Below are 18841 nucleotides of genomic sequence, written 5' to 3' on the forward strand. Positions count from 1 at the left end.
TTTTTGTTTTAAATTGCAGATTTTCTCCTTACACTTTTATAGAAATGTATTTCGTTTCCAGGAATGCATCCAAACCTTCTTGTCCGCCTTCGCGCCCGACGCCGCTTTCTTTCATTCCGCCGAAGGGAGCTTGTGCTGTAGATGGAGCTCCGTCATTCCATCCGACAATTCCATAATCGAGATTCTCGGATAAGTAAGTGCCGCGGGACATGCTCTCGGTGAAGAAGTAAGCTGCCAGGCCGAAGCGTGTATCATTTGCCAGTTTGACGGCTTCTTCATCTGTTTCAAAAGACATGATCGGAGCGACAGGGCCGAAAGTTTCTTCGTTCATGACCAGCATATCCGAAGTGGCATCCACCAAAACTGTCGGGTTGTAGAAATAGGCATTGTTCTCTGAACGGCCATCGCCGCCGACCAGAACGGTAGCTCCTTTTTCGACTGCATCGCTGACATGCTTTTCGACTTTTTCATAGCCGTCCTTGTCAACCAGTGGTCCGATTTGGACACCTTCGTCCAATCCGTTGCCGACTTTCAAGTTGCCAGCTGCCTGCTGGAGCTTCTGAGAAAATTCCTTAACGATGCTTTGCTGCACATAAATGCGGTTGCCGCAGACACAAGTTTGTCCGGCGTTCCGGAATTTTGATGCCATGACGCCTTCAACCGCCAGGTCCATATCTGCATCTTCCAAAATGATGATTGGAGCATGTCCACCCAACTCAAGAGACAGGTTCAACATGGTTTCTGAAGCCTGCTTCATCAGTTCCTTGCCGATCTCAGTCGATCCGGTAAAGGTCAGTTTTCGGACATCCGGATGGCCGGTGAACACTTTGCCGATTTTGCTTGCGCTGCCCGTCACCAGATTGATGACGCCTTTAGGAAATCCGGCTTCAATTGCAAGTTCATACATTTTAACAGCAGTTAATGGAGTCATTTTTGCCGGTTTGGCTACAAATGTACAGCCAGCAGCAAGGGCGGGTGCCATTTTTCTGGCCATCATCGCAGCCGGGAAATTCCACGGCGTGATCGATACCACAACACCGACCGGCTGTTTGTTGATCTGAATCCGTTTGCCCTCTTTGCTTGCTGGAATGGTCCGGCCATACATGCGTTTGCCTTCTTCTGCAAACCAGGATACAAATGAAGCCGAATACTCAATTTCACCGATGGCTTCGGCTAAAGGTTTGCCCATTTCTTTTGTCAGGATTTCTCCAATCTCTTCTTTATGTTCAAGCAACAGATCATGCCATTTCATCAGAAGTTCAGCGCGGTGATAGGCTGTCGTCTTCGACCATTCCGGAAAGGCGGCAGCGGCAGCTTCAACTGCTGCTGTAGCTTCTTCCTCGCCCCCATTAGGTACTGAACCTACAATTTCGCCGGTTGCCGGATTCGTTACTTCAATCTTTCCATCGCCTGTTTCTGTCCACTCGCCATTGATATAGTGTTTGCCATTCATTTGCCTGACTCCTCCTTTGAGTTTTCACTTATCCTAATAAATACCTCTAATGTCTTGCAAGTAAACGTTTGAGGCATAGCCAGCAAAAGAACTATAAAGCTTTTCAAGAAGTAAGGACAAGCTATATACAAGTGTGAAAAACTGCAAACTTCAGAAAATGAATGATTATTCAATTTAATGTTATTTCAAAATAGTCGTTTTATTCTATTTATTATGCTGCGATATTGTGCTACTATTGCAACATTATTAAAATCTTCAACATAAAGCTTTGAAGAGGATAGTGTATTTGCTATTGGAAAAAGAAAAAGGAGGAACAAAACATGGCTCAGATGCTCGCGTTAACAATTTTGATTCTTGTATTATTTATCGGCGAGGCAATTTCTACTCGCACTAAAGCTTGGATTCCTTCTATATTTGTCAGTGGGGTTCTGTTCCTACTGGGGTATTGGACGTTCTTTCCTCCTGAAATCGTTGCAATCGCAGGTATTCCACCTGCGGTAGCCGTCATGCTCATCTATTTATTAATTACGAATATGGGTACTTTGTTATCTTTAGAAGAACTGAAAAATCAGTGGAAAACCATCTTGATTGCCTTAGCTGGCATACTGGGAATTATTGCAGCATTATTCAGCATCGGGATTTTGCTGTTCGATTTTAATACGGTTGTAGTGGCAATCCCGCCGTTAGTCGGTGGGTTGGTATCTGCACTGATCATGTCAGAGGGAGCAGCCGCCGCAGGTCTTCCAACTTTGGCAGTCTTCGCAATCGTCATATATGTGGTACAAGGATTTGCTGGATATCCGTTGACTTCGATCATGCTGAAAAAAGAAGGACAAAACTTATTAAACAAATACAGAAACAATGAACTGACCGCAAAACAATTGCCTGGTGAACAAAAAGGGGCATCAGGCAAAACTGTCAAGGAACCGCGCATGTTTGCGAATATGCCGGAAAAGTACAATACCGATTTCTTTAAGTTTTTCCGGTTGGCATTGGTTGGATACCTGGCTTACCTGACATCGACGCTTGCTGCACCGATTGTGGAAATCAGCCCGTTTGTCCTGTGTTTGCTGTTTGGTGTTATTGCTCGCAGCATCGGTTTTTTGGAACGCCACCCGCTGCAGAAAGCAAACGGTTTTGGGTTTGCAATCATGGGTTTGTTGCTTTATATTTTCGACGGTTTAAAGAACGCTACTCCAAGCATGATGCTGGAAATTCTTTATCCATTAATCGGCTGTATCGTTATTGGTGTAGTTGGCATGTACATCTTTTCATTTATTATTGGAAAACTTCTTAAAGTCAGTAAAGAAATGGCCTTTGCGGTTTCTTTGACTGCACTTTATGGATTCCCGGCAGATTATATCATCACTGTGGAAGTAATCAATTCGTTGACAAAAGACGAAGAAGAACGCGAAGTCTTGACTAGCCATATGCTGCCGCCAATGCTGGTGGCAGGTTTTATCACCGTAACCATCGTTTCTGTTATATTGGCCGGCATATTCGTCGGCTTCCTATAGAATAGGAGGAAATTCAACGTGATCAACCAAACGATAAAAAATTCCATCAAAGAAAACAGTGGAGAAATGATCGAAAATCGCCGGAAGCTTCATAGTGAACCCGAGTTATCGTGGGAAGAGTTCCGAACTTCTCAATTTGTTTACGATTATTTAACGGAACTTGGAATTGAAGCACGCAAAACAGAGCCTACGGGGGTAATTGGAGAACTTAAGGGCGGAAAAGACGGAAAGACCGTCGCACTTCGTGCCGATATGGACGCGCTATCTGTAGAGGAATTGAATGTGGATTTGCCATACAAATCAAAAGAACTTGGAAAGATGCATGCCTGTGGACACGATGCACATACTTCCATGCTTTTGGCTGCAGCAAAAGCTTTAGTTAGCGTGAAGCAAGAGATTCCAGGAAATGTCCGGTTTATTTTCCAGCCTGCCGAAGAAGTTGCAACTGGAGCTAAGGCCATGGTTAAGCAAGGTGCCGTAGCAGGTGTTGATGATGTTTTCGGCATTCACATATGGTCTCAAAGCTCTTCGAACACGGTTTCCTGTAATCCCGGCGCTTCATTTGCTTCGGCAGATATTTTTAAGGTGCGTTTTAAAGGGCAGGGAGGTCACGGAGCGATGCCGCAAGCCTGCATCGATGCAGCAATTATCGCTTCCTCATTCGTTATGAATGTGCAGTCGGTCGTCTCCCGTACAATTGATCCTCAGCAGTCGGCGGTAGTAACCGTTGGGAAGATGGTCGTTGGAACCCGTTTTAATATCATCGCGGAAAATGCGGAAATTGAAGGCACTGTCAGATGTTTCGACCCTTCCGTCCGCGACCATATTGAAAAGCAGTTAAAGGTGTATGCTGACCATACTGCAGCAATATATGGCGGAACTGCAGAAGTTGAATACATTAGAGGGACTCAGGCTGTGATTAATGGTACTGAAAGTGCCGAATTGGTGCGGCAAGTGGCAATTGAGGCATTTGGTGCAGATTCGATTTATGATGAAAAACCGACTATGGGTGGAGAGGATTTTTCATTTTATCTCGACGAAGTGCCAGGCAGCTTTGCATTGGTAGGAAGCGGAAATCCGGAAAAAGATACCGAATGGGCACATCACCACGGAAAGTTCAATATTGATGAAGATGCAATGGCTACAGGTGCAGAACTCTACGCCCAGTATGCATGGTCATTTTTAACTAAGTAAGATAGCCAAAATCAAGGAGGAAACTATGCCAGTAGACAATGACAATCCTTTATATGAAGACTTAATGAAAGACTATGATAACAGCCTTGATCATTCGGGCATCCATGGAGAGCGTATTGCAAAACGGTTGTTCGAATTGTCCAAGATCGGATTTGTCCAGATTGGCGGTGTGAAACGGCCAGGCTTTTCTAATGAAGAAAAAGAAGCAAAAACACTGGTGAAAAAATGGATGGCTAGTGCGGGTTTAACGGTTTCTGAAGATGGAGCAGGCAATATCACGGCTCGGCTGGAAGGCAATAACGAAGGGGCGGCAATCGCATCTGGATCTCATGTTGACAGTGTTCCAAATGGCGGGAATTTTGATGGGCCTCTTGGCGTTTTATCGGCTCTTGAAGTCGTGGAATCCTGGAAGGAAACTGGCTATACCCCTGAAAAACCATACGAAATCATTGTTTTCTCGGATGAAGAAGGCTCTCGTTTCAACAGTGGATTAACGGGAAGCCAAGCAATGACCGGCGCTATATCAGAAGAAGAAATGGCGCAGCTGCGGGACTATAACGGAGAGACCCTCGAACAGGTTCTAGCGCATTACGGCAGTACGCTGGATGCTTTTAAAGCAGCTAAAAGAGATATAAGCGAGCTGGAATTGTTCGTGGAAGTGCATATTGAGCAAGGAAAGAAACTGGAAAAAGCAAATGAACCAGTCGGAATCGTCAGTGGCATCGCTGGGCCAGCTTGGCTCGAAGTGGAATTTGTGGGGGAAGCCGGACACGCTGGCAATACACCGATGATCGGCAGAAGGGATTGCCTCGTAGCAGCAGCAGATTTTCTCCAGTCAATTCCTGAGTTTCCAAAAGGGATCAGCGATACCGCCGTGGCAACGGTTGGAAAGATGGATGTCTATCCGAATGGAGCGAATGTCATACCAGAAAAAGTAAGAATGCTTGTTGATATTCGGGACATCAAGGAAGAACCGAGAGACCGTCTCATCGATCAGGTGATCGAACAGGCGGAAAAAGTTGCTGCGAAACATGAGATCCACAGCAACATAAAACTGAATACGCGTATTCAGCCGGTACCGATTGCTGAGGACTTACAGAATCGCTTAGCTTCTTCGCTGAATAAATTTGGGATTTCGCCGATTTATATTCCAAGCGGGGCAGGTCACGATGCCATGAACCTCGGACGCTTTATTCCAGTGGCCATGCTTTTTGTCAGAAGCAAGGATGGCATCAGCCATAATCCGAAAGAGTGGTCTTCGCTAAATGACTGTGTAACAGGCATTCATGTACTGAAGGATTTTATTGAAGATGCAATGACAAAATAAAAAAATAAAAAAACAGGAAAAGAGCGTTTTTCTTGTTTTTTTTTATTTTTAAGATCCCGTTTTAAAAAAGAATAAAATCCTTAAACTGGATAATAAAAAATAATATTGGAATTATCAGTATTTATTGAAATTCTGTGTATATTATTAAAAAGAAAGGGTATATAAATTATAAGCATGCATTAAAGAGCTGTAATTTTTGGAGGTGGTTAGATGAAAGTAATGGAAAACCGAGTGAACAGCAATACGAAAATTTTCTCCGAAGAAAAAATTCTAAATGAATGTCGTGAATATTTTTCATCAGAAACTGAAAAAACAGCGGAAATTGGAGAAAGATTCATGCAGTATTTTATGAAAAATGCTTCACCAGAAGGTGTCTTATTTAAAACCATCAAGGAAATCACGACGGACATCAATATCTCACATCAAACTTTAACTAAAGTACTAAAGACGCTTGAGTCGAAAGAAATAATTTACCGCAGAAATGGTATTATCGGTTTGTGGAAAGAATAGTAAAGCGAAAGAGCATTTCTCAGTAAAATGAGAAATGCTTTTTTGTTTTGTCAAAATTGCGCAGATGGTAAATAAATAGGAATTTATAGAAACTTGCTCAGTATTAGTGAAAAGTTGCTGTCATAATACTAAAAAAGATTCAGTGTGCCTTAAGGCTAGGATTACTAAAATTCTATTTGGGTATAAAATACTAAATTAAAGTATTTATTTATACTATTTTTTAATAATGCAGACTAAGGACTTATGTTTTTTGAGAATAATTAAAAAAATATCCTTAAAAGTGTAGATTGAACCAAAAAACTATGATATAAATGAACTATAATAATCTGAATTTTTAGAAATAAATTCTAAAAATCCATCTGTCTCGGTGAAAGGAGGAGTGTCCGGATGATCGGTAAGAAAGCAAAAAAGCAATTATATCAAAAAAATATCAATCAATTTGGATTTGCTGTCTCGATCACACTTTTTCTTATGCTGGCAGTGTGGGCTGTATTTGCTTTTATTCTTGATCCGCAGTATCAGGCATCAACTCAAGTACTCGTTGAAGAGTCAGAGCCGGCGACTTTACATCGGGCAGTGGAAAGCAATCGGATAGATTCACAGATTATTGAGGCTTATGCAAGCTTTGCGACAAGCTCGGATATATTAAGGAAAGTAGCTAAGGAGCTGGAATTGAAAAATTCAATCGCCGACCTGCGCCAGAAAATCCAAGTAAGCTACACCAGTAATTCACCGGTCTTAACAATCACTGTTTTATCCGAAGACAGCAAACAGGCCGTTCTAATTGCAAATAGGCTATCCTTCATTTTTCAGAACGAAGTAAAAAATTCACTAAAAGCCGATTATATCAGTGTTATTTCGCAGGCATCATTTGAAGAAACAGAGGCTGCCCCAATCCAGAGCGGGCTACTGCTTAGCCTCTTCATTGCCGCAGCTTCTGGGTTTGCTTTCAGCGTTCTGATCAAATTTATTCCTTTGGCAGTAGAAGGTTCTGTAAAGACTACAAATAGAGATCTAAGAAAAAAAGAAAATCAAATGCAGACAGTGTTCAAATGATTTTTTAGGTGAAGCAGGGGTGGAATGTATGTATGAGCTAATATCAATACGAGAGCACAGCCGTTGGCAAAAGATTCTTGATATTTTACAAATATCCGATATCTACTATACTAGCCAATACTTTTTAAGTGCTTTGAAACTAGATCCAGGAGAAGCTTTGCTCTTTTATTATAAAGACGATGATGGAGAAGTTGCTTACCCCTTCATTAAAAGACAGATAAATAATGAAGATGCACCATATTTTGACGTTACAACACCTTTCGGCTATGGGGGGCCAATATTAAAAATAGGGAAAAGCAGTGCGAATCTGGCTGCCAATTTCAGAAAAGCTTTTATTGAATACTGCAATAGTGAAAAGATTGTCGTCGAATATATACGTTTCCATCCTCTTAAAGAAAATGCTCAATTTTTTAAAGATCACCTAAAACTTTCTCCACTGTACGAAACTTTTTCAATAAAACTAAAAGATTATTTCTCTTCTACGTTAAATACCGAACTCGCTTATGGTGAATCTGAAAAAGAAACAGATCTTGTGGTGAAAAAACTTGGAACTGTTCGTCATATGTTTGAGTTTCTCGTACTATATTACTCCGCTGCAAGACGAAGAGAGGAAGCAGACAGCTATTATTTTTTCACCAATGACTATTTTGAAACACTAATTAGTTCAATGGGACCTAACCTTCATTTGTTTGGAGCCTATCAGGACAACAAATTGGTTTCGGCATGCTATATTCTTGCGCTGGAAGATAAAATTTACTTTCATTTGGATGGCAGCTTGTCTGAAACTGACAGTGAAAGTACCATGAGAACACTGTTATTGAATGTTGCTGAATGGGGAGAAGAAAACTACTACGCTTTTTTTCATCTAGGCGGTGATTTTCAAGGAGATCAAAATAGAGAGAGAAAAATAAAAAGAAGAATGGCGAATAGCAAACCCGCTGTTTTCTATATTGGACAGCAAGTACACGATTTGGAAACCTATAATAAGTTGGTTTATTTGGAAGAAAACGATATCGTCCGAAGATACCGAAATGTCTGAAGCGCTGTTAGGAAGTTAAGCATAACTATCGAAGTTATTCCGGGGGAGGTATAATGATGAGATACATGCAATATAAAGGTGTGGTGGAAAGAGAATATAAAAAATCATTAAGAAAGATTATGTACGAAATTTGTGTGGTTGAAGGCTTAAATGCTTCTCTTGGAGCAAAAAAACTGGGAGTCGCCAAAGAAATTTTCGTATTTTGGAGAAGCTTTTACCGCCTGGACAAAAATCAACAGCTTTTTGATCAAGCAGTCGATAACTTGGATCAGATGAAGTTTCTCTATCTAAATGAAGCAAAAGGGATCGATCTGTCGCGGCCTCTGCAGCATGAAAATGAGCAATCGGTAGATGGGCTCGAAGAATTGGTTGAGCGGATGGTAGAACACTATAAGTGCAAGCATGCTGAAAGTGGCGGGTTGGATGTAGAAACTGGAAAGCTGCCATTATATGAGTTTGCCCAAGAGCTGCTAAAAGAATATAAAAATGGGAGTTTACTGCTGGAAGTCAAAAGTAAGAAGAAATAGACATGTAAATGGAATGGATGAAAAAGAATGCAGACTTTTACTGAAAAAGCATTGGATGTAATGAAAAGGATACCATCTGGCAAAATTATGACTTACGGCCAAGTTGCGGCGGCTGCGGGAAGTCCGCGTGCTGCCCGGCAAGTGACAAGAATACTTCACAGCATGAGTGCGAAGTATAACTTGCCGTGGCATAGAGTAGTTAATGCACAGGGACAGATAGTGTTGCGGGATGAAGAGTCCCGGCTTTTCCAGAAGGCCTCGCTGCAAAGAGAAGGCGTGGAAGTGGATGTAGATGGGCAAATCGATTTAAGCAGGTTCCGCTTTGACCCTGGAACAGATGAAGAGAACGGAAATTAGTAGAATCATACCCTTAAAAGGGTTTTTTTTATGGATTTAAAACTGCATTAGATAGCTTATAGCGGTACATCGAGAATGGAGCATTGTTGGCCACATGGAGCAGCGAAATGTTTAATACTCCATAAGGAACGGGTATAGATGATGATGGACAAGTCGAATAATTGGAAAAGAGGAATTTAAAATGACAGTTAAAGATAAGCCGGTTATCGGCATAACAGCACGAGTAGAAGAAGATCAAACCTATTCATTGGATCCGGTATATGGCAGGGCAATTTTGCAGGCAGGCGGTTTGCCGCTGATTGTTCCTATTGTGGATAAAGAAGATATCCCGTTGCTGTGTGAACGATTGGATGGACTGATAGTTACTGGTGGAGGCGATATCAACCCAACACTGTATGGAGAAGAACCTCATTTGCGTCTTGGGGCTGTATATCCAGGCAGTGATGAGTATGAAAAAGAATTGATTTTAAAGTTTTTAGAGCTTGATAAGCCGTTTATTGGGATGTGCCGTGGCCTCCAAATGTTCAATATTTCATTGGGCGGCACCAATTATCAGGATTTAGAAGCTCAATTTGAAGGAGAACTGCATCAGCATAAGCAAATGGCGATGCGGACTCATCGTACACACTCCGTCATCTTAGAAGACGATAGTTTGTTGTATGATATTATGAAAGAAAAAAAGTTCAATGTAAACTCTTTCCACCACCAAGGAGTTAAAGATGTGTCAGATCAGTTGAGTGTTGCGGCATATGCTGCTGACGGACTGGTGGAAGCGCTGGAAAGCAAGAACCATCAGTTCGCGATGGGAATTCAGTGGCATCCGGAAGAATTTGCTCTTCAGGGCGACGATGCTTCGATGAACATTTTTAAACGTTTTGTAGATGAATGTTTAGTGGATAAAAAACAAAACCAGTAATGCAACAAAATAGAGTTAAAATTAAAAAATCCTGAGACTAACTAGTCCCAGGATTTTTTTTATTGTCTGCCAGCATATATATAGTTGTTTCTATTCCGTTGTCTTGAAACAACGTTGCTGTTGGTGCCTTAAGCGCAATGTATGTCTGTACGTAATCACCTGCTGAACCAGCAAAGTTGACGATAAACAGTATATAAACACTGAAGAAAATCTGTGAAGGCACAACAAACAGCAATGCAGCAAGCGTTATACCCCAGACCAATACTGGTGCAAGAGCAATGATAATAAATTTCTTCCGATTAAAATAAGCTTCACTGCCGATTGACAGAAAAGGAAATCGGATCCGAAACGAAGGAAGTCTGCCGGAAAAAACTTTGATAAAAAATGCATGGGTAAGTTCATGGAGCGACATGTATACCAAAATCAAAATAACGGTAACTAAAAGGGAGGGAAGCAGGCCTATGCTATTCGACAACGGAAAGCCAATCCAAAAAGCCAAACCCATTAGGATGCCGGCAATGACAATAAAGCAAAGTTGTATCACTAAATTAATATGCTTGTCCTTGGATAAGTTAACTTTTCGCCGCACTTTATAATTAGCAGGTAAAATAAAGATATCTCCATTTTTCATGTGAGTTCCTCCGCCTTTAATAATATTAAATTTATTCGAAAAAGTAAAAAGGCTGCCGCTGTATGAAACAAGCGACAACCTATCATAGTTTTATAATATTAAGCCTGCTGGTTTTTAACAGACCAAGGTTCAGGAACGCGAGCTTGTACAGCGACTTCAGTGCCGACAGACCAAGGTTCAGGAACACGAGCTTGTACAGCGACTTCAGTGCCAACGGACCAAGGCTCAGGAACGCGAGCTTGTACAGCGACTTCAGTGCCAACGGACCAAGGTTCGGGAACGCGAGCTTGTACAGCGACTTCAGTGCCAACGGACCAAGGCTCAGGAACGCGAGCTTGTACAGCGACTTCAGTGCCAACAGACCAAGGTTCAGGAACGCGAGCTTGTACGGCGACTTCATCTGTTGAATCTAAATTATTGCCAAATGATAAAGTGCTTATTGCAAGGATAGAGAAAAATAAAATTGTCATTCCTTTTTTCATCACTTTCACTCCCTAAATAAAATATTAATATTCTTATATGATTCTCTTGCTTTGTTCATGATTTCAGCAGCTTCTTTGTAACGGCCTTGTTGATAATATATTTGACCCAAATGTCCGAAATAATAGCCACTTTCAAAGTAATTATCAGTGGCTTCTAGACTTGGAATCAGCTGATTTAATACATAGTTTTCAAACTCGTCATACTTTTCATCTAACAAGTGCACCAGGCATATAAACTCAATGTAAGCTTCTTTAAAAATATGATTAGTTGGTGAATGGATATTCAATTTTTTATTTTCTACTATCTCCAAACCTTTGCGGACCCATTCTTTTGCTGCATCCAAGTTTTTCATTTCATATTGTGATTTAATTAAAATACAGTAACTTAGTAAAAGATCCGCGGTGTATTCAGGATGAATGTATTTTAATGAATTTTCCATATGCACAATTGAGAGATCGTAATTCTGGAACAAAAAATATGAGTATCCGAGATTAAATTCTGTAGTAAAACGCAGAATGTCAATCTCCAATTTGTTTCCAATAGTTAATGCGTTTTTGTAGTGTTCCATAGACATTCTAAAGTTTCCAAAGTGCTGGTGAGTAATCGCTATGTTCAAATGGCATTCGACTATGCGTTTCGGTATAAATTCTTGTTGGTAAATTTTCAACGCCATTTCGGTATACTTAAATGCCATTTCTGTTTCTCTGCATTTAGTACTGGAGATTCCAATTGAATAGTATAGATCCCCAATTTCAGAAGCAGAAATCGTATTTGGTGCTATTTTTTCAGCGACCAGATAGGTTTTTAATGCTTTTTCAAAATCGCTTAGAATGTAATTATAATTTCCGTTGTATTTATGAAACAGATAAAACTGTTCCTGATTCATAAACTCTCTAAAGCGATCCATTTCCTTGATTTTTTCTTCAGCACTATCTAAATCTCCGATAATAATAAAATACCTGATTTGCTGGATGCTATACTCCAATTCCACATCTTCATCAGCGTGCAGCAGAGGGTGGCCTTGAATATCGGAATACTGCTCCATGATTTTAGCTTTGTTTTGCGGGTGAAGCAATGAACTCTTAAAGTTTTTTACAAGTACTTTCCCAATAGGGTTATCTTTTGGCGCTAAAGGAATGGCAAGTTTCTTGCATAAAGCTTCCAAAACTTTTAATGCCGGATCTTTAATGCCATTTTCCAGTTTTTTCAGTTCTTTAGGAGAGAGTATTCCAGAAGCTACTTCTTCCAAACTGATTTTTTGTTTTAAACGATGGTATTTCAAACGCATTCCCGTGTCCATTACTGCTCTCCTTTCCTTTTGCAAGGGCAGTACTTCGGTCATCCACGTAGGAGAGTTATTATCTGCCTTTGTCGGGTCCTCCGAAAAGTAAGAAGAAAATAGATCGCCAAGTACGATAATTGCCGCCTCCATATCCCATATTTTACTTTGTGTAAATATCTTTCATTCATGATAGCATCAATTTTCAAAATAAACTGCTTTTTTACTTTGTAATTTTGAAAAAAGTTAAAAAAGGTAAAATAAGCCTACTACGGTAAATGTTGATTGAAAAAACACTTATATTATCAACGAATGTAGGTAAAATATACCACTTAATTATAAAGTAATTAAATTCTCTTTATTTATACAGTTGTATCAACAATCTGCTATAAAGTTTGTTCCACTAACATGTTTAGTCTGAAAATTTGGAGGATTATAGAAATCTTACTAAGTCTTATTAATAGGCAAGGTTATGGAATCTTTATTAATGGGTAAAGAAGGAATAGAATATTTTACTAAATCAATGGAGGTTTTCTTATGAGTTCGGAAAAAACGGTATTGACAGTAGTGTTTTCAGAAAATGACTTGGTGAATAAAATAGAGGATTTAAAGAGAACTGGCTATAAGGAAAAAGATCTTCATATTATGGCTAAAGATATTTCGCATTTTGAAAACTATTCGTTCGACAAAAAGGAAGTTGATACATTCGCTGACAAATTCAAAGGATTTGTATCTGGAGAAAGCGGCGTCCGTGAAGGAGTTAAATCACTGAATCTTTCAGAATCTGAAACAGAACGTTACACCGCCGATCTTGCTAAAGGCGGAATTCTTCTATATATCGATGAACAAAACAAAACCATACTGGATACGATTTCAAGTAAAGAAATAGATGCAGAACAGGAAGATCCAAATGATCTTCAAAGACAGCAATTCATTAATTCGGTCGACAATAACTTTGATGAACAGGAAGACCGCTTTGCGCGGGGAGAAACATTTACGCAGGATCCTACTTTAGTCAAAGATGAAAAACATAATTCTTTTACTACTCAGCAAAATCCGGAAGTCGGAAAAGCCAGAGGCGGATCCAGTGAAGCGGAGAAGCACAGCCAGAGCGACAAAAAGTATAAGTAAACCTTGCGGAACGTCACGCAAGGTTTTTTTATGCTTTATTTTAATGCCTATTAATTGTTTATTGCCTTTTGGCTGCTCCAGGTTTTAGCAATCGGTATGAAAGGGTAAACAAAAATAACACAGTCTACAGGAGGTCATAATAATGAGATCAGGTAATCGTGAATTCGAAATTGTATATAGCAAAGAAGAGTTAGAAACGGCCATTCAAGCGTTGAAAGCAAAAGGCTATCATCAGGGAGATATCCATGTATTAGCCAATGATAAAGGTTTAGTAGAGTCGGCTGGAAGTGAGGGTGTAAAGGCTGACCAGGCAAATTCTTTTTCCAATCGCTTCAAATCTTTTCTTGGAGGGAAAGATATTGTCAGAAAAGAACTGGATAGATTTAACTTGAACAAGGACAGAACAGATGACTATGAGCGTGAAATCGAAAAAGGTGCTGTTCTTCTTTATACAGATGGGCAAGCTGGATCATCTGAAGATGAACATTTTTCAAGTTTGGATGATTCCAATAACCCAACCGACCTCGAAGAGAAAACTGCAGGTACACCTGGGTCTGGAGCTGTATCTCGCCACACGGATACTAAGCATGGTTCTGATGAAATCTATGCACGAGAAGTTTCCAGAGAAGACCAACATGTTAGAGCGGGAAAAGGCGACCGCTTTCAGGATTCCCGGTTGAAGGGTGACGAAATCCATCCCACCAGCGGGCTCGCTAAAGATGAAGGCTCAATACGTGAGAAAGAAATGGATCATGAACCAGCGCTCCAAACAAAAGAAGGCGAAGAGAATTTATTGCGGGAAGATGGGGTAAACCGCCGGCAGGATGAACCATCACCTGGCGTTGATCCAAATCTGGGACCAGCACCATTCGGGAGAGACTCTGAAGAAGAGCATTTACTGAATGATGACTTGGATACAACTAGAGAATCCAACGATCAACATGATGAGAGAAATAAAAGAAACAAAGACAACACACCACCACCGACACCTAAATTATTTTAAAACAAAGGAGCCTTCCCAATAGGGAGGCTCCTTTAGTGATTTTTATGTGTAACTCGTGCAATCACAATTCCTGCTAGAGTTCCGATTACAGCTGGGAGAACCCAGCCTATACCCTGTTCAAAAAATAACAGGTGGCGCAAAACAGAGTCTACCTGCTCAAATTCCAGGCCGGTCGAACGCAGTGCATCAAAAATACTGATAACCGCAGTGGCAGTGAGAGCAATCACATAAACAAAAGGCTTCCGGTAAAATACACGGTCAAAAAATGACAAAATCACTAGCACGATAGCCACCGGATATATAGCCAGCAAAACAGGAAGAGAAATAGCGATTAATTGTGTTAAACCGACATTCGCAATGACGGCAGAAAAAGCCGCAAAAAACAAAACATAAAAAATATAAGAAAACTTCGGGAGAATCTTGTAGAAAAACTGTGCAGTTGCGGACACCAAACCAATAGAAGTTGTTAAGCAAGCAAAAGTTATTGCTGCTGATAGGATAATGCCGCCGATATCTCCATATAAAACACGTGAAGCCATAGCGATAATGATGCCGCCATTGTCCTGCAAACCGATAGCATCAACACTTGTAGCTCCAATATAACTCAAAGATAGGTAGACAGCCGATAAACCGATGGCCGCAATAAATCCTGCGTAAGCAGTAGATTTTAGAATGGTTCGGGTATCCGTGATTCCTTTGCTTCTTATCGACTGAATAATGACTATTCCGAAGACTAAAGCCGCGATTGCATCCATCGTTAGATAGCCTTGCAAAAAGCTTTCGAAAAATGCTTCTGTATCATAATTTCCAATAGGTGCGTTAATGGAACCCATGGGTGTCAGAAAGCTTTTTACAGCCAGCAATCCGATAACCAGTATGAGCAAAGGAGTCAAAACTTTGCCGATCCTGTCCACTAATTTTGTTGGATTCATTGCAAATAACACGGTAATAGTGAAAAAAACTATAGTGAATACTGCTAATGACCAGTTAGATTCCGCAAAAGCAGAGGGAAGAAATGGTGCTGTGCCAATTTCAAACGCAACAGTAGCAGTACGCGGTATACCAAAAAAAGGGCCAATGGCCAAGTACACAATCAAAGTAAAAGCGATTCCAAATATTGGGTGGACCCGGCCGGCGATAGATTGGAGATCGCCACCCGCTTTAGCTATGGCCAAAATTCCCAGCAACGGCAAGCCAACTCCTGTCAGCAAAAAACCCGTAATGGCAAGAGCCAATTGGTCACCGGCAAGCTGACCTAAATAAGGGGGAAAGATAATATTCCCGGCTCCCAGGAATAAAGCGAAAAGCATTAGCCCTAAAGTTAAAACATCCGTTTTTGTAAGCGCCTTCTTTTCCATGACAAACTCCTTAATAAATAACATTTACGCACGAACATACATTATAACCGAATTCTTTAATTTTTGAAAACATTAAAAATGCAAAAGAAAAACCCGGTCAGAAAACCGGGTTTGAAGCGCTAATTATTTTTTGTTCTTAAAGTCGCCAATCTTATCTTGAACATTCCCTTTAGCTTTGTCCATCTTTCCATCTGCCTGCTTGTCTGGATCATTTGAAGCATTGCCGATTTGATCTTTGATTTCGCCTTTTCCTTTGTTTACTGCACCTTTTAGTTTATCAGAAAACCCTTTGTTATCACTCATGAGTATTTCCTCCTTCAAATTTTCAACTACTAGTATAATTACCTTCTTTCACGATAACTAAACATCACGATGAATGATTCGGCACAAATGAAAGGTTTGATATGGTATCTTTAGCGGTATCTTTAACAGTAATACACAAATCTTCTTCACTTAGCCTTTTCAAAGTTTGAAAAGGGGTTTGACCATTTTGGGCAACCGCCAGTCTCACTTCTGCATGTTGGTCCATTGATAAGTCGACAAGAAGCCCTTCACAGTTAATAATTTTAGCAAGTTCTGCACGGGATTCGTGATTCATCTTCAATACAGCAGCCTCATCCCAAGGTGTCCAAACAGTCTTCAGTGAATAAGATTGAAGCGTGTCATCCATCTAGCTTACACCCCTAAAAAATATTTGAAAATTCATTTTATTTTATTTAATATATCATATTATGACTAGTTTAGAAATTAAAATCGCTTATTAAGGAGTGGAAAAATGAAAGTTTTAATTATCGGAGGCACATCTTTTGTAGGACGTTATATTGTTGAGGAACTCATGAAAAAAGGGCACGAGGTAGTGTTGTTCAATCGAGGTAAAAGCAATCCTGGCATCTTCCCGGAACTAAGACGAGTTTTAGGGGATCGCAGAAAAGATGCAATAAAGTTGGCCCAAGAAAAATGGGATGCGGTAGTAGATACATCAGCATATACCCCAGCCGATTTGCGGCCGATACTGGAAAATGTTAGGACAGATCACTATACATTTATTTCTACAATTTCTGTGTATACCGATTTTAAAAAGGGGGCGGTTAAAGAAAATGCCGCTGTATTTGAGGAAGAGGTGCAAGGGGATAAAGTAACAGGTGAAACATACGGTCCTTTCAAAGTGATGTGTGAACAGCTTATTGAGGAGCGTATAAGTGACAAAGCACTGGTCATCCGTCCTGGTATTGTTGTAGGGCCGGCTGATCCGACGGGCCGATTTACATACTGGGCAGTCAAGTTAAATGGTGAAGGTCCCGTTTTGATACCTGGCAGCAAAAAAAGAAAGGTCCAATGGATCGATGCAAGGGATTTAGCCGAATTCACAGTTTCTCAGCTTGAGAAGAAAGCGACAGGAGTATTTAATGTGGTTGCTGATCCTGTTTCAATGGAAGAATTCGTATCAGTCGTTTCACGGGAGGAACTCGAAACCGTTTGGGCGGATGACCATTTCCTATTAGAAGAAGGAGTGCAAGCTTTTGAATTGCCTTTTTGGATACCGATTTCAGTCGATTTTCCTGAAGGTTTCATTTTGGCCGATAACAAAAAGGCGAAAAATGAGGGGCTTACGCAACGTCCTCTTGGGCAATCGGCAAAGGATACGCTTGAATGGAGCAAGGAAGAAGGGCTTGCAGAGCTGAAGGTGGGGATATCAAAAGAGAGAGAGCGCGATTTGTTAGAGAAACTGAAAAGATGAGAAGCTGATTATTGTGAGTTATTCCCTGAACCAGCTGAGCTGTTAAAAAAATGATATTGCTGAAACTTTATTTGCAAGAATGCGTCCAATTCATTAAAGGCCTGAACTATAAAGTTATAGAGCAGATTTTTCTTTATTTCTCATATAGTCATGCTATAATACAAATGGATATGTATGTACAAAAGATGTTTTAAGGAGGAAAGATATGCTTTACCTTACCATGGTCTTGGCATTTATCGCTTCAATTGCACTGACTCCGATTGTCAAACGCATCGCCTTTCGCGTAGGAGCAGTTGACCGTCCCAATTACCGAAAAGTTCATGCGAGAATAATGCCGCGTTTAGGCGGATTGGCCATATTTGGTTCTTTTCTAATCGCATATTTTATACTGAAACCTCAAGATCCGATCTCAAATGCAATTCAAGCTTCTTTTATTCCGATTGAAACCGCAATAATCATCGGAGCATTTTTAATCATCATTACTGGTGTACTGGATGACATGTACGAAATCAGTGCCAAAGCGAAGTTGCTGGGGCAGCTGGTTGCTGCAGGCATTGTGGTAGTCGGCGGCGGGCTCGAAATTTCTTTCATCAATCTTCCATTTGGCGGGGTTTTGGACTTTGGCTATTTTAGTATTCCATTGACTATTCTGTGGATTGTCGGAATTACCAATGCCATCAACTTAATCGATGGGCTGGATGGATTAGCAGCTGGTGTTTCAACAGTAGCTTTGCTGACGCTTGCGGCTATGGCTTTCATCATGGGCGACGTTTACGTTATGTCTATGGCTGCTTTAATGGCAGCAAGTACTTCAGGATTTTTAGTTTATAATTTTCATCCTGCAAAAATCTTTATGGGGGATACGGGCGCATTATTTCTAGGGTTTATGATTTCCGTACTGGCGTTGATGGGCTTTAAGAACGTTACAGTTGTAGCGTTGATCATCCCCATTATCATGCTCGGTGTTCCTATTTCAGATACATTTTTCGCTATTGTTCGTCGAGTTCGCGAAAAAAAATCAATTTCAGAAGCGGATAAATCCCATTTACACCATTGCTTGTTGAATATTGGCTTTTCACATAGCCAAACGGTATTGATTATTTATGGAATCGCAGCGTTGTTCGGGCTGGCTGCATTATTATTCTCTCAAGCAACCTTATGGGGAGGGATTTTGCTGATCAGCGTTATGCTGGTAGCAATTGAACTTTTCGTTGAAGTGGTAGGCTTGGCAGGTAAGAATTATCGTCCATTATTAAATTTAGTACGGCTAATCGGCAAGTGATAGGATTGGACTTAAAGCGCAAGCTTTTGGTTCAATCTTT

General features: G+C 40.6%; 20 protein-coding genes. 13 read left to right on the forward strand and 7 right to left on the reverse strand.

Annotation, left to right across the window (positions count from 1 at the left end):
• Positions 1–28 precede the first annotated feature (28 nt).
• A complete protein-coding gene (locus tag GJB59_RS15880; protein ID WP_142826053.1) occupies positions 29–1453 on the reverse strand; it encodes an NAD-dependent succinate-semialdehyde dehydrogenase in 1425 nt (474 codons plus the stop codon).
• Positions 1454–1773: 320 nt separating this feature from the next.
• Here GJB59_RS15880 and GJB59_RS15885 point away from each other — a divergent pair, with 320 nt between their 5' ends.
• From GJB59_RS15885 to GJB59_RS15925, 9 genes are all read left to right on the forward strand, one after another.
• Positions 1774–2970, forward strand: coding sequence for a hypothetical protein (locus GJB59_RS15885; RefSeq protein WP_142826054.1), 1197 nt, complete (start codon positions 1774–1776; stop codon positions 2968–2970).
• 66 nt (positions 2971–3036) lie between these two features.
• On the forward strand, positions 3037–4164 hold the full coding sequence (locus GJB59_RS15890) for an amidohydrolase (RefSeq protein WP_142826234.1): 1128 nt from the start codon (positions 3037–3039) through the stop codon (positions 4162–4164).
• 25 nt (positions 4165–4189) lie between these two features.
• Positions 4190–5491, forward strand: a complete 1302-nt coding sequence (locus tag GJB59_RS15895; RefSeq protein ID WP_142826055.1) for a Zn-dependent hydrolase — start codon at positions 4190–4192, stop codon at positions 5489–5491.
• A 210-nt stretch (positions 5492–5701) separates the two neighbouring features.
• A complete protein-coding gene (locus tag GJB59_RS15900; protein WP_142826056.1) occupies positions 5702–6001 on the forward strand; it encodes a replication/maintenance protein RepL in 300 nt (99 codons plus the stop codon).
• A gap of 387 nt (positions 6002–6388) precedes the next feature.
• Complete coding sequence (locus GJB59_RS15905) at positions 6389–7057, forward strand: YveK family protein (protein WP_142826057.1); 669 nt, start codon at positions 6389–6391, stop codon at positions 7055–7057.
• Between the two features lie 28 nt (positions 7058–7085).
• Positions 7086–8096, forward strand: a complete 1011-nt coding sequence (locus GJB59_RS15910; RefSeq protein WP_142826058.1) for a GNAT family N-acetyltransferase — start codon at positions 7086–7088, stop codon at positions 8094–8096.
• A gap of 56 nt (positions 8097–8152) precedes the next feature.
• Positions 8153–8623 (forward strand): hypothetical protein, encoded by a 471-nt coding sequence (locus GJB59_RS15915; RefSeq protein WP_142826059.1) that lies wholly within the window; start codon positions 8153–8155, stop codon positions 8621–8623.
• A gap of 27 nt (positions 8624–8650) precedes the next feature.
• Positions 8651–8980, forward strand: coding sequence for an MGMT family protein (locus tag GJB59_RS15920; RefSeq protein WP_142826060.1), 330 nt, complete (start codon positions 8651–8653; stop codon positions 8978–8980).
• A gap of 181 nt (positions 8981–9161) precedes the next feature.
• Positions 9162–9896 (forward strand): gamma-glutamyl-gamma-aminobutyrate hydrolase family protein, encoded by a 735-nt coding sequence (locus GJB59_RS15925; protein ID WP_142826061.1) that lies wholly within the window; start codon positions 9162–9164, stop codon positions 9894–9896.
• Positions 9897–9933: 37 nt separating this feature from the next.
• Here GJB59_RS15925 and GJB59_RS15930 read toward each other — a convergent pair whose 3' ends face one another.
• The 3 genes from GJB59_RS15930 to GJB59_RS15940 all read right to left on the reverse strand — a co-directional run bounded on the left by GJB59_RS15930 (position 9934) and on the right by GJB59_RS15940 (position 12310).
• Positions 9934–10527 (reverse strand): DUF3267 domain-containing protein, encoded by a 594-nt coding sequence (locus GJB59_RS15930; protein ID WP_142826062.1) that lies wholly within the window; start codon positions 10525–10527, stop codon positions 9934–9936.
• A 98-nt stretch (positions 10528–10625) separates the two neighbouring features.
• Positions 10626–11009, reverse strand: coding sequence for a hypothetical protein (locus GJB59_RS15935; protein ID WP_142826063.1), 384 nt, complete (start codon positions 11007–11009; stop codon positions 10626–10628).
• 5 nt (positions 11010–11014) lie between these two features.
• Positions 11015–12310 carry a helix-turn-helix domain-containing protein gene (locus GJB59_RS15940; protein WP_142826064.1) on the reverse strand — a complete coding sequence of 432 codons (1296 nt, stop codon included), beginning with the start codon at positions 12308–12310 and terminating at the stop codon, positions 11015–11017.
• Positions 12311–12826: 516 nt separating this feature from the next.
• Here GJB59_RS15940 and GJB59_RS15945 point away from each other — a divergent pair.
• On the forward strand, positions 12827–13420 hold the full coding sequence (locus GJB59_RS15945) for a general stress protein (protein ID WP_142826065.1): 594 nt from the start codon (positions 12827–12829) through the stop codon (positions 13418–13420).
• Between the two features lie 142 nt (positions 13421–13562).
• Complete coding sequence (locus GJB59_RS15950) at positions 13563–14423, forward strand: YflT domain-containing protein (protein WP_142826066.1); 861 nt, start codon at positions 13563–13565, stop codon at positions 14421–14423.
• Between the two features lie 32 nt (positions 14424–14455).
• On the opposite strand, the gene brnQ is transcribed toward GJB59_RS15950, so the two are convergent.
• The 3 genes from brnQ to GJB59_RS15965 all read right to left on the reverse strand — a co-directional run bounded on the left by brnQ (position 14456) and on the right by GJB59_RS15965 (position 16451).
• On the reverse strand, positions 14456–15781 hold the full coding sequence (brnQ, locus tag GJB59_RS15955; protein WP_142826067.1) for a branched-chain amino acid transport system II carrier protein: 1326 nt from the start codon (positions 15779–15781) through the stop codon (positions 14456–14458).
• Positions 15782–15904: 123 nt separating this feature from the next.
• Complete coding sequence (locus GJB59_RS15960; protein WP_142826068.1) at positions 15905–16084, reverse strand: CsbD family protein; 180 nt, start codon at positions 16082–16084, stop codon at positions 15905–15907.
• Positions 16085–16148: 64 nt separating this feature from the next.
• Complete coding sequence (locus GJB59_RS15965) at positions 16149–16451, reverse strand: hypothetical protein (protein WP_142826069.1); 303 nt, start codon at positions 16449–16451, stop codon at positions 16149–16151.
• 105 nt (positions 16452–16556) lie between these two features.
• On the opposite strand from GJB59_RS15965, the gene GJB59_RS15970 reads away from it, so the two are divergent.
• Complete coding sequence (locus GJB59_RS15970) at positions 16557–17519, forward strand: NAD-dependent epimerase/dehydratase family protein (protein WP_142826070.1); 963 nt, start codon at positions 16557–16559, stop codon at positions 17517–17519.
• Between the two features lie 205 nt (positions 17520–17724).
• Positions 17725–18801, forward strand: a complete 1077-nt coding sequence (locus GJB59_RS15975) for a glycosyltransferase family 4 protein (protein ID WP_142826071.1) — start codon at positions 17725–17727, stop codon at positions 18799–18801.
• Positions 18802–18841 lie beyond the last annotated feature (40 nt).

The sequence above is a fragment of the Planococcus soli genome (genome assembly GCF_016881065.1).
GTDB classification, from domain to species: domain Bacteria; phylum Bacillota; class Bacilli; order Bacillales_A; family Planococcaceae; genus Planococcus; species Planococcus soli.

Bases quoted from the DNA above. Each gene is read 5' to 3' on its own strand.
- GJB59_RS15940 (WP_142826064.1), bottom strand. From the start codon at position 12,310: ATGGACACGGGAATGCGTTTGAAATACCATCGTTTAAAACAAAAAATC.
- GJB59_RS15905 (WP_142826057.1), top strand. From the start codon at position 6,389: ATGATCGGTAAGAAAGCAAAAAAGCAATTATATCAAAAAAATATCAAT.
- GJB59_RS15900 (WP_142826056.1), top strand. From the start codon at position 5,702: ATGAAAGTAATGGAAAACCGAGTGAACAGCAATACGAAAATTTTCTCC.
- GJB59_RS15930 (WP_142826062.1), bottom strand. From the start codon at position 10,527: ATGAAAAATGGAGATATCTTTATTTTACCTGCTAATTATAAAGTGCGG.
- GJB59_RS15965 (WP_142826069.1), bottom strand. From the start codon at position 16,451: ATGGATGACACGCTTCAATCTTATTCACTGAAGACTGTTTGGACACCT.
- GJB59_RS15950 (WP_142826066.1), top strand. From the start codon at position 13,563: ATGAGATCAGGTAATCGTGAATTCGAAATTGTATATAGCAAAGAAGAG.
- GJB59_RS15890 (WP_142826234.1), top strand. From the start codon at position 3,037: ATGATCGAAAATCGCCGGAAGCTTCATAGTGAACCCGAGTTATCGTGG.
- brnQ (WP_142826067.1), bottom strand. From the start codon at position 15,781: ATGGAAAAGAAGGCGCTTACAAAAACGGATGTTTTAACTTTAGGGCTA.
- GJB59_RS15885 (WP_142826054.1), top strand. From the start codon at position 1,774: ATGGCTCAGATGCTCGCGTTAACAATTTTGATTCTTGTATTATTTATC.
- GJB59_RS15945 (WP_142826065.1), top strand. From the start codon at position 12,827: ATGAGTTCGGAAAAAACGGTATTGACAGTAGTGTTTTCAGAAAATGAC.
- GJB59_RS15895 (WP_142826055.1), top strand. From the start codon at position 4,190: ATGCCAGTAGACAATGACAATCCTTTATATGAAGACTTAATGAAAGAC.
- GJB59_RS15970 (WP_142826070.1), top strand. From the start codon at position 16,557: ATGAAAGTTTTAATTATCGGAGGCACATCTTTTGTAGGACGTTATATT.
- GJB59_RS15935 (WP_142826063.1), bottom strand. From the start codon at position 11,009: ATGAAAAAAGGAATGACAATTTTATTTTTCTCTATCCTTGCAATAAGC.
- GJB59_RS15925 (WP_142826061.1), top strand. From the start codon at position 9,162: ATGACAGTTAAAGATAAGCCGGTTATCGGCATAACAGCACGAGTAGAA.
- GJB59_RS15910 (WP_142826058.1), top strand. From the start codon at position 7,086: ATGTATGAGCTAATATCAATACGAGAGCACAGCCGTTGGCAAAAGATT.
- GJB59_RS15920 (WP_142826060.1), top strand. From the start codon at position 8,651: ATGCAGACTTTTACTGAAAAAGCATTGGATGTAATGAAAAGGATACCA.
- GJB59_RS15960 (WP_142826068.1), bottom strand. From the start codon at position 16,084: ATGAGTGATAACAAAGGGTTTTCTGATAAACTAAAAGGTGCAGTAAAC.
- GJB59_RS15915 (WP_142826059.1), top strand. From the start codon at position 8,153: ATGAGATACATGCAATATAAAGGTGTGGTGGAAAGAGAATATAAAAAA.
- GJB59_RS15975 (WP_142826071.1), top strand. From the start codon at position 17,725: ATGCTTTACCTTACCATGGTCTTGGCATTTATCGCTTCAATTGCACTG.
- GJB59_RS15880 (WP_142826053.1), bottom strand. From the start codon at position 1,453: ATGAATGGCAAACACTATATCAATGGCGAGTGGACAGAAACAGGCGAT.